The organism is Acutalibacter intestini (assembly GCF_034334985.1).
GTDB lineage: Bacteria > Bacillota > Clostridia > Oscillospirales > Acutalibacteraceae > Acutalibacter > Acutalibacter intestini.
The window spans coordinates 77,329-85,867 of record NZ_JAWXXL010000014.1 but is presented as its reverse complement, the minus strand read 5'-3'; the positions used below and the strand labels follow the sequence as shown (position 1 = coordinate 85,867).

The following is an 8,539-nucleotide window of genomic DNA, read 5'->3' as shown; positions in this document are numbered from 1 at the left end:
CACCTGACTGCGTATCTGCTTGAGCCCTTCTTTTCCCACTTTCCGCAAATCGATATATTCCATATCCCTATTATATCACTCTTCCTCTCTTTTTCCTAGCTTTTTGAGCGGGAGTAATAACTCATACGAAACCGTTGGCATATAACTTATTGCTGATTTTACTGGTTTAACAAGTAATCTATCATCATAGATACCGCCTACAATCTTACCACGATAATAAATGACAAATTCGCCCATCATAGCTCGATAGGTAATTTCATTCAAGCCAGATAACTGACCTAAAATAAATTCTAAATATTCTTTGCTGGATGCCATAACTTTACCTCAATTTCTAAATTTATTACTGACTTCATTATACTTTATTGCTTATCGAAAAGATAGCATATTTTATGAAACTTGTCGGCTGGGAACAGCTTGCATTGCAAGGTGTCCCCAGATGGCAAGTCCACAAAAGGGTAGCTGGCGGCAGCCAGCGCAGGGGAAGCGTAGCGTCCCCTGTATGATTTGGAGCAGACCATGACTGCGGAAAATCAAAGCCCTCCGGCGAGGAGCCTTCGGAGAACGCAATGCACCAACCTCTGGGTGGTGTATAATTGCGCCCTTAGTAAACTAAGGGTTTTCCGGCTTCTCCCGTTCCAGCAGTTTCTTCAATAGTTCCTGCGTGTCCTGCCTGTGAAAAATGATTTTGAGCAACACCATGACATCATCATCTGTCAGGCGTTCCGGCTCTTGCAGAAAACTTTCCAGCATACCGCCACGGGTACAGAGCCGGTGCGTCCGTTCCTTTCGAGTAAGCTGCTTTAACTGGTGCTGCAATGCCTTTTCATCATTGATGGCTTTCCGCAGTTTCTTTTCGCTTTTTTCCAACTCCCGGTTGAGCTTTTCCAGCTTTGAGGTATCAGGCAAGGGCAGCGTCCTCCTTTCCCGGTATCAGCACATAAATCCTGTTTGGTTCTCCAATGCCCTGACGCACCCGCATGATAAGTCCGGCGGTTTCCAGTTCATTCAGAGAACGCTTGACCGTCATAGAGCTACGGGACAGGACTGCGGCAATGGCTGTAACAGGGAAGCAGACAAACAGGATTCCGTTCTCATCCTCCTGTCCTTTGGATAGCATAGCGTCCAGCATCCGGCAGTACATGACCTTTGCGGTGCTGCTGACCGGAAATCCTGTCAACGCTCTTGGAAAAGCCATACAGGGCGGCAATGGTGTGTCTATCGTCATAAATTCAAAATTCATTCGGTGTGTTCCTCCTTTTTCTTTGCTCGTTTGGATAAATAACGGGGGCAGTCAATCACAACCGCCCGGAAGCTCTGCTTGCACCCATGCTGGCATTTCCGGCATAATTCGTTGTAAGTGACACGCCCCCGGTCATTGAGGTAAAAGGAAAGCTCATTCTTCCTCTTTTTGCTCATTCTCGGCATATTGCGCTTCCTCCCGTTTTAGTGTATGGTTTCGGGACGATTTTCGGCAAAATTACGGTCATAGAGCCGCTTAAAATCTCCCGAAGTATCAGCGATAGGGTAGACTATCCCCTTATCAGATTGTCGTGTTTCGGTATCATTTCGGTGTCAGTTCGCCAGTTCTCCCCGGTGTCGTTCCTCCCCTGAATCTCACAGCGGCGTATCGCTCCCTTTGGTACGCTCGTTTCGGTCAGGGTTCCTCCACATCCCTGCCAAAAGTCATGGCACTACATCGCCGGGGAAGCATATCCCACACAGGCTGGTCATTCGATTGGAATAATCCATCGATGAACTACCTGTATCATAGAACATTTTTGTGCCCTGTGCCGTATGTCCACAAAGTAGGAATTAGGGGTAAAAATCAGAAATTTCCACGATTGCGGAATTGATATGGTATAATCAATTCAACGGTTATAAATGTCGTCAGAAAGGGGGAACTGCTTCAATGAACGGAGCTACTACAATACAGGAACGGCTAAAAGATTTACGATTAAACAAAGGATTAAAACTGGAAGAACTGGCTGAGCAAACGGGTATTTCAAAATCGGCTCTTGGCAGTTATGAAAAAGATGACTATAAGGAAATCAATCATGGCAACCTTATCCTGCTGGCAGATTTTTATGGGGTGTCCCTCGATTATCTCTTTTGCCGGACAGAGAACCGGGCGGAGATCAACACGCCATTAAGGGAGCTGCATTTGAGTGATGAGATGGTAGCACTTCTGAAAAGCGGTCGGATTAACAACCGTCTGCTGTGCGAACTTGCCACCCATAAGGACTTTATCAAGTTTCTTGCGGACATTGAGATTTATGTGGATGGAATTGCCACCATGCAGATTCAGAACCTCAACGCCCTTGTCGATACCGTCCGGCATGAAATCATTGAACGGTATCGCCCCGGCGAAGATGACCCCCATTTGAAAGTGCTGCAAGCCGCCTATATCAGTGATGATGAGTATTTCAGTCACATGGTTCTGGATGACCTCAACCTGATTATCCGGGATATTCGGGAAGCCCACAAAAAGGACAGTGAGAGTGCGCCCCAGACTACCGTTGCTGATGAACTGAAAGAAAATCTGGAAGCGGTCGAAAATTTCAAGGGCAGCCGGGATGAAAAGCTCGTTGTACTTTACTGCAAGCAGCTTGGTATCAACTATAAAAATCTGTCAGACGAAGAATTTCGCTGGCTCATTCGTATTCTCAAAAAGTCAAAGAAAATGGGAACGCCTATCAGCCAGAGGAAAAAACGATAAAGAAAAACCGCTGTTGCATGGTTTGTTGGCTTCCATGTAGCAGCGGTTTTTGCTGGGATTATTCAGTTGAATTTTTAGAACGACAAGCTGGGATTTAGCGTTCACTCATATATTGTTTTATTTCATCAGGCGTCAATTTTCGTACTTCTGTGTGTGGATATTCTTTATACTTTCCAGCACTAAACACAGGCATCATTTGCCTGCATTTCTTGTCTTTATTCTTTTTCAAAAATAGATTTAACTCATCATTCCCTGGAAATATTTTATAAGATAATCTTCCTTTATTGTTCTCTATCTCATAAATACCACACGCACTTTTCGTTGTATAGTCCGCTGTTCGCAAATATAGTTTTGCAATTTCCAATGACTTAAAAGGAAAATTCCATCGTTGCAATCCTCTATTTGGGTCATGCTCGATACAAATGCACCGTCCACAAGTTCCACAAATATATTGAGTGTGGTTCTCCAAACAGTCCAGCGGATTTAGTAAAGGCGTTATTCTATTTTCATCAGAGTAACATTCCTCACACACTTTTCTTTTCACTCCTTATAAAATTCAGATTTGTCATAATCATTCTACCATACCGTTATGCATAAATCATCTCATGCAAAATAATTTCTTCTGCCCGATTGTGGATATTATTGCACCGCTGCACCCATTCCATTTGAGAAGTGCGCTTTAATTCCTCTGTCACGCCCTCGGTAGCTTTCATCTGTTCCATGATAGTGTCTAACCGTTCCTGTGCCTGTTCGTTCAGGTCTGCAAGATATGTCCATAGCTCTCCGGTCAATATCAATGTGTTCAATCTGGCTGGGTGGACTTCTCTCAAATATTCCCGGTGCATCCGTCCATACTTTCCGATGGGGCGGTGTTCTTCTGGCAGTTTCAAATCTGGGATGTAGTAATCTCCGACAAGGATATAATCAATTCCGTTTTCTGTTATTCTTGGTTTCAATTCGCTCATGTTCCTTACCTCCTGTGGAAGCAGGCTCGTCTGGTACTAACTCAATCACATCGGTAATCTCACAATTCAACGTTTCGCAGATACGGGCTAATGTGTCCATGCTGATGTGCTTTCCCTCTTTGCTCATGTTGGCAATCATATTCGTTGTCATACCGGCGGCAAGCCTTAAATCTTCTTTTCTCATATCACGCTCTAACAGTGTATGCCAGAGTGGTTTATAGCTGATGTGCATATTGCTTTCCTGCCTTCCTATCCATACCACCGGGGCGGCTGCCCCGGCAGGAACTTTTCTCTTATTATAGCACCAATCTTGTGAAATCACAATTTATTCTTGTAGCCTGCCGCTGATACCGTCTGGATTGGTTTTTCCTTTCTTTTTGTTCCCTTTAATTAGCCATGAACTGCTTCATGCCCTGGCTCTTCGCGCCCGGATTGTCGTTGCCGTAGCCCTCCATCAGATTGATTACGCCCCAGATACCAAGCCCGGCTCCAAGTGCTACAACAAGGGTCTGCAAAACGTCTACTGCGCTATTGAAAAATGCCATAAATATATCCTTTCTGCCGCGTCTGCGGCTGTCCGGCAAGCGGACAAAAGGCGGTCAGCATATGCCGCCGCACAAAAAAACCGCCCTCTGGTAAAGGCGGCTGTCCCCGCGCTGCGTAAGTTCTGCGGCGCGGCGGTATTCAGTTGTAAGGGGTGCGGCTCCTGCCGCTGTGTACTGCGCCGGAAAGTGGGGGCGCGTATCATGTAGCCGGTATGGATAGATGTGATTGCTTCAATCGCTCCTTTCTGTGTCCCGCTGTGCTGCCGGACGTTTTTTTCAGACTTGCGGGAAGTGAATAGCTTGCGTAGCAAGGTGTTCGCTTCCCGCAAGTTCACAAAGGGGTAGCTGCCGCAAGGCAGCGTAGGGGAAGTGTAGCTTCCCCTGTCCCCCGGCGGTCTGCCATGCTGTCACTGTTGCGGGATAAGCCCCCGGCGCGTGACATACTCCGTTGCAAAACGGCGGTGTTCCGCTTCCTTTTCCCGCCAATACTCCCATAATGCAGCGTCGGCGGCTTCCGCAACATTCATTAAAAACCGTTCAAGCTGCTTTTGTTTTTCCTCTGCGCTACGTTTCCTCATGGTCTGCGTCCTCCTGTAAATCTGCCGCGTCAATCTCGTAATAGTCAAAGACTTCATCGGGCTTGACAATGGCGGGGCGGCGTTTAAGGTGTTTTTCCATGTCAAAGGCGTTCTTCGGGTCTGCGTCGGACAGGTACTTGTATTTCGGGTGCTTCGTTATGTCGAATTTGTCCGAAAAGAACGGGCGTACCCCGCGTAGCTGCAAGATACATTTCCCTCCGTCCATGACTGCGATTTCATCTTCCGTCATAAGCTGCTTTCCCAATTTCTGATAGTTCAGCCCATGCGAAAGCTCCCGCCCCCTTGTTTCGGAAGTGTTGAAGCTGTCTATCGTTTCCTTGCCTAAAATCTCCGATATTTCTTTGAGTGTCGTTTTTTCCTTGCCGCCCAAGAAAAGCGTGGTGTCGCAGTTGCCGACTATGGTATCGGCGTTGTCCTTGTAGATTGCTTTTAGCTGTGACTGGCTTTGCAAGATGATTGACGCGGAGATTTCCCGGCTCCGTATGGTTGCGATTAGCTTCTCGAATTTGGGGATTTGCCCGATATTCGCAAATTCATCAAGTAAGCACCTAACATGGACGGGAAGCCGCCCGCCGTATTCATCATCTGCTTTGTCGCACAAGAGGTTGAATAGCTGTGTGTAGAGAATACTCACGACAAAGTTAAAGGTGTCGTCGGTGTCGCTGATAATCACGAAAAGGGCGGTCTTTCTGTCGCCTATGGTGTCAAGCTCCATTTCGTCGGTTTCCATAAGCTCCCGCAGCTCCTTAATGTCGAATGGGGCTAACCTCGCACCGCAGCTAATTAAAATCGACTTCGCCGTTTTGCCCGCCGCAAGTTTGTATTTGCGGTACTGCTTGACCGCAAAATGCTCCGGGTCTTTTTCTTCCAGACGTTCAAACATGAGGTCAACCGGGTTCTGGAAATCCTCGTCGTCCTCGCGGGCTTCCGACGCATTTATCATTTCAAGCAGCGTCGTGAAGTTCTTCTCGTCCTCCGGGGCTTCATACCAGATATAGCCGATTAGCGCGGTGTAGTAGAGCTTTTCCGCTTTCACCCAGAAATCCTCGCCGGATTTTTCCCCGTCGCCTTTGGTGTTGGCGATAATGGTATTGACTAACTTCAAAATGTCCTTTTCGCTCCGCAGATAGGCAAAGGGATTGTATTTCATGGATTTTTTGAAGTTAATCGTATTTAGCACTTTGATACGGTATTTGTACCGCTGTAACATTTTCCCGGTTTCCAAAATCAGTGTTCCTTTCGGGTCTGTGACGATATACGACGTTGGAAAATCCTTTGACGTACATTGCATGAGCGACGGTTTCACAAAGAACCGGGTCTTGCCGCTGCCGGAACCGCCGATTACAAGGATATTTTTGTTTCTTGCGTATTTCGGCTGCTTCGGGCGGCTGTTCATGGTGAGCCGTTCCGTCTGTGTTAAGGGAATATTGTTCTCAAATACCGGGTCGGTGTACGGCTTTATGTCGTCAGCCCCGCCCCAACGCGCCGAACCGTATTCTGTCCCGCGGCGGTATTTCTTCGCGTTCTTGCCTTTGGTGTAGATAATCAGCCGGACAATGACCGCCCCCGCAATGCCTAAAGCTAAGTCTGCCGGGTGGAAGCTCGGCGCGATACTGGAAAAGGTGGCGGTAAAACCGTCCCCAAGATGTAGCAGCTTTGCGCTTGCGTCCGCGCCGGGGGAGAGCCGGACAGCCGCGCCCACTTTATCAAAGAGCCAGACAAAGAGCAGATACGGGAGATTTAAGATAAGCAGCTTCTTGATTTCCGGCTTCATAGCGATACCTCCCTGTCTTTGTTCTTGACCTTTGCCCGTTCCGCGTTCTTGCCCTGTGCAGCTTCTTTGAGGGTAGAGAGCAGCTTTCGGATTGAGGGCTTTTTCTCCTGTGTCAGCTTTTTTGCGGAAAATTCCTTAAAGGCTGCGGTCAGCACGTCCGCGTCCCGCCCCTTGAAGAAAACCAGATAGCGGGGCGGGCTTTCCGTCGCGTCCTTTTTCAGCGCAAAGTCGATACCGTACTTTTTCGCCGTACTCTCAAAGGCTTTGATATTGTCTTTTGTAATCTCAATGTTGGAAACACCCGCGTTCTGCTTCATAAGCTGCTTCAAGCTCTGCTTGCCCTGTGGCGGTTTGGAAAGCTCTTTCTTGCCCTTTGACAATATGGCTTTCATTGCCTTTTGGAGCGTCTGCGCGGTCAGCTTCCCGGTCTTGATGTAAAGGGCTATGGTCTTTTCGTTTACTTCGTCCTGCAATTCCTCGCGTCCTCCTTTCGCGTTTTTTTATGGGGCGGCGGTCAGATACGCACCCGCAGCCCGTTCAAGTCCTCGGCTCTGATACCCACAAGATACCAGTTGTCGCCATACTCAATCCGGGTCGGCTTCCACTTGCCCCGCACGAATACGTCAAAGCACTCGCCGCAATGCAAGCCCCCGTAGTAGCTGTTTAAGTCAAAGCGGATGTCGTAACGGTCGGTGCGCTCGTCAAATACCAATGCTCCTGTCATTTTCTGTGCCATAATAAAATCCTCCTTTTGTGGTTGTGGGTGGTTACAGGCTTTCGCCCGGTTTGAATGAATAATAGTCCGGGTCGCCATACTGCGGCTTCTTCGGTGCCAGTGCGCCGCTTGCCATGTCGTGGGCGACAAGGGAAGGGTAGTAGTTGCCGATTGTGGACGGGGCATTGAAAAGGGCTGCTTTCAGATATTGCTTGATGTTGCGGATTTTGGTTGTGTTCTCCCGCATACAGTCAAGCACAAAGCGGATATGCTCGCCGTCCAGTTTCATAAACTTTGACTTTACAAGCTCTGCCGGGTAGTCGTCCCCCGCAATCCGTACCCGCTTCCTTGCGGTGCATACCGTTTCAAGCATGAGGTCTACAATCTCGTCAAGCCTGTCACTGTCAAACTTCATGTCCTGTTTGAGAATGTGGTAGTCGATATTGTCCTTGATGATTTCCCGGTATATATCAACTGCGCTCTGTGCTGTCGCTTCCGTTCCTTTCCGTTCCGGCGGCGTAGCCGCTTCTCTGCAAGGAGAGGGGTTAGGGGAAAGGATAGGAATGGAATGGGTACTTTGTTCATCAGTAATTATTTTTTCTTTTTTTGGTAAGTCAGTTCTTTGTATATCTTTATTTAATTGCGTTGGATTTTCCAACGTAGGTTTTTCCAATGTTGGTTTTTCCTGTGTTGGATTATCCAATGTTGGATTTTCCAATGTTGGTAAATCCGGCGTAGGCGGCTGCGGCTGCTCGAATATCACATAGTCCGCGCCCCGCAAGCGTCCTTTCTCGTCGCGCTCCCTTGAACGGACGATATACCCGGCGCGTTCAAGTTCCTTAATGGCTTCGCGGATAGCGTCTATCTTCTCCCGGTTGATAAGGGATAAGCCTTTCAAGGTGTAGTCCCAATCTTCGGGGAGTGACAGCATTTGCGACAACAGCCCCTTTGCCTTTAGGGAAAGCTCCTTGTTGCGTAGGTGGTGGTTGCTCATTACGGTGTAGCCCTTGTTCCGTTCCACTCTGAAAACTGCCATAGTTCATAGCTCCTTTGCTTTGGATTTGTTACGCAGTAGAAGCGCGGTTTCGGGGAATAAGGTATAAATCCCTTGCCGCGCCAGATACACACCCGCAAAACCGCTTGTAGCAAGGCTTTTTCTGCCCCTACTGCGTAACAAAGGGCATGAAAAAAGCGGCGTTCCTGTTCTCCCATGTAGAGAGTAAGA

At 48.0% G+C, this 8,539-nt stretch carries 12 protein-coding genes and 2 pseudogenes; 1 reads left to right on the top strand and 13 read right to left on the bottom strand.

The features are described 5' to 3' along the window. Window positions 1-117 precede the first annotated feature (117 nt). The 4 genes and pseudogenes from U8U68_RS11635 to U8U68_RS11620 all read right to left on the bottom strand — a co-directional run. Window positions 118-315, bottom strand: a pseudogene (locus U8U68_RS11635) (TfoX/Sxy family protein); the annotation flags it as partial. Window positions 316-609: 294 nt separating this feature from the next. Then, window positions 610-906 (bottom strand): DUF3847 domain-containing protein, encoded by a 297-nt coding sequence (locus U8U68_RS11630; protein WP_120409701.1) that lies wholly within the window; start codon window positions 904-906, stop codon window positions 610-612. Continuing rightward, window positions 899-1,240 carry a replication initiator protein A gene (locus U8U68_RS11625; protein WP_120409702.1) on the bottom strand — a complete coding sequence of 114 codons (342 nt, stop codon included), beginning with the start codon at window positions 1,238-1,240 and terminating at the stop codon, window positions 899-901. Before U8U68_RS11625 ends, U8U68_RS11630 begins: the two co-directional genes overlap by 8 nt. Further along, entirely contained in the window at window positions 1,237-1,425 is a 189-nt protein-coding gene (locus tag U8U68_RS11620; RefSeq protein ID WP_120409703.1) for a hypothetical protein, read from the bottom strand. The genes U8U68_RS11625 and U8U68_RS11620 overlap by 4 nt, the downstream gene beginning before the upstream one ends. Before the next feature lie 484 nt (window positions 1,426-1,909). On the opposite strand from U8U68_RS11620, the gene U8U68_RS11615 reads away from it, so the two are divergent. Next, window positions 1,910-2,716 (top strand): helix-turn-helix transcriptional regulator, encoded by an 807-nt coding sequence (locus tag U8U68_RS11615; protein ID WP_172497268.1) that lies wholly within the window; start codon window positions 1,910-1,912, stop codon window positions 2,714-2,716. A 94-nt stretch (window positions 2,717-2,810) separates the two neighbouring features. Here U8U68_RS11615 and U8U68_RS11610 read toward each other — a convergent pair whose 3' ends face one another. From U8U68_RS11610 to U8U68_RS11570, 9 genes and pseudogenes are all read right to left on the bottom strand, one after another. Further along, window positions 2,811-3,248: a hypothetical protein gene (locus U8U68_RS11610; protein ID WP_044911291.1), complete on the bottom strand. Its 438-nt coding sequence runs from the start codon at window positions 3,246-3,248 to the stop codon at window positions 2,811-2,813. 55 nt (window positions 3,249-3,303) lie between these two features. After that, a complete protein-coding gene (locus U8U68_RS11605) occupies window positions 3,304-3,681 on the bottom strand; it encodes a TnpV protein (protein ID WP_120439322.1) in 378 nt (125 codons plus the stop codon). Beyond that, a complete protein-coding gene (locus U8U68_RS11600) occupies window positions 3,641-4,003 on the bottom strand; it encodes a helix-turn-helix domain-containing protein (RefSeq protein ID WP_430384531.1) in 363 nt (120 codons plus the stop codon). The genes U8U68_RS11605 and U8U68_RS11600 overlap by 41 nt, the downstream gene beginning before the upstream one ends. 70 nt (window positions 4,004-4,073) lie before the next feature. Further along, window positions 4,074-4,226 (bottom strand): annotated as a pseudogene (locus U8U68_RS11595) (Maff2 family mobile element protein); the annotation flags it as partial. A 407-nt stretch (window positions 4,227-4,633) separates the two neighbouring features. Beyond that, entirely contained in the window at window positions 4,634-4,804 is a 171-nt protein-coding gene (locus U8U68_RS11590) for a hypothetical protein (protein ID WP_002569167.1), read from the bottom strand. Then, complete coding sequence (locus U8U68_RS11585) at window positions 4,791-6,599, bottom strand: VirD4-like conjugal transfer protein, CD1115 family (protein WP_322200960.1); 1,809 nt, start codon at window positions 6,597-6,599, stop codon at window positions 4,791-4,793. Before U8U68_RS11585 ends, U8U68_RS11590 begins: the two co-directional genes overlap by 14 nt. After that, window positions 6,596-7,072 carry a PcfB family protein gene (locus U8U68_RS11580; RefSeq protein WP_322200959.1) on the bottom strand — a complete coding sequence of 159 codons (477 nt, stop codon included), beginning with the start codon at window positions 7,070-7,072 and terminating at the stop codon, window positions 6,596-6,598. The genes U8U68_RS11585 and U8U68_RS11580 overlap by 4 nt, the downstream gene beginning before the upstream one ends. 41 nt (window positions 7,073-7,113) lie before the next feature. Next, window positions 7,114-7,335 carry a DUF5348 domain-containing protein gene (locus U8U68_RS11575; protein WP_002569164.1) on the bottom strand — a complete coding sequence of 74 codons (222 nt, stop codon included), beginning with the start codon at window positions 7,333-7,335 and terminating at the stop codon, window positions 7,114-7,116. Window positions 7,336-7,366: 31 nt separating this feature from the next. Beyond that, window positions 7,367-8,350, bottom strand: coding sequence for a DUF6017 domain-containing protein (locus U8U68_RS11570; protein WP_322200958.1), 984 nt, complete (start codon window positions 8,348-8,350; stop codon window positions 7,367-7,369). Between the last annotated feature and the right edge of the window lie 189 nt (window positions 8,351-8,539).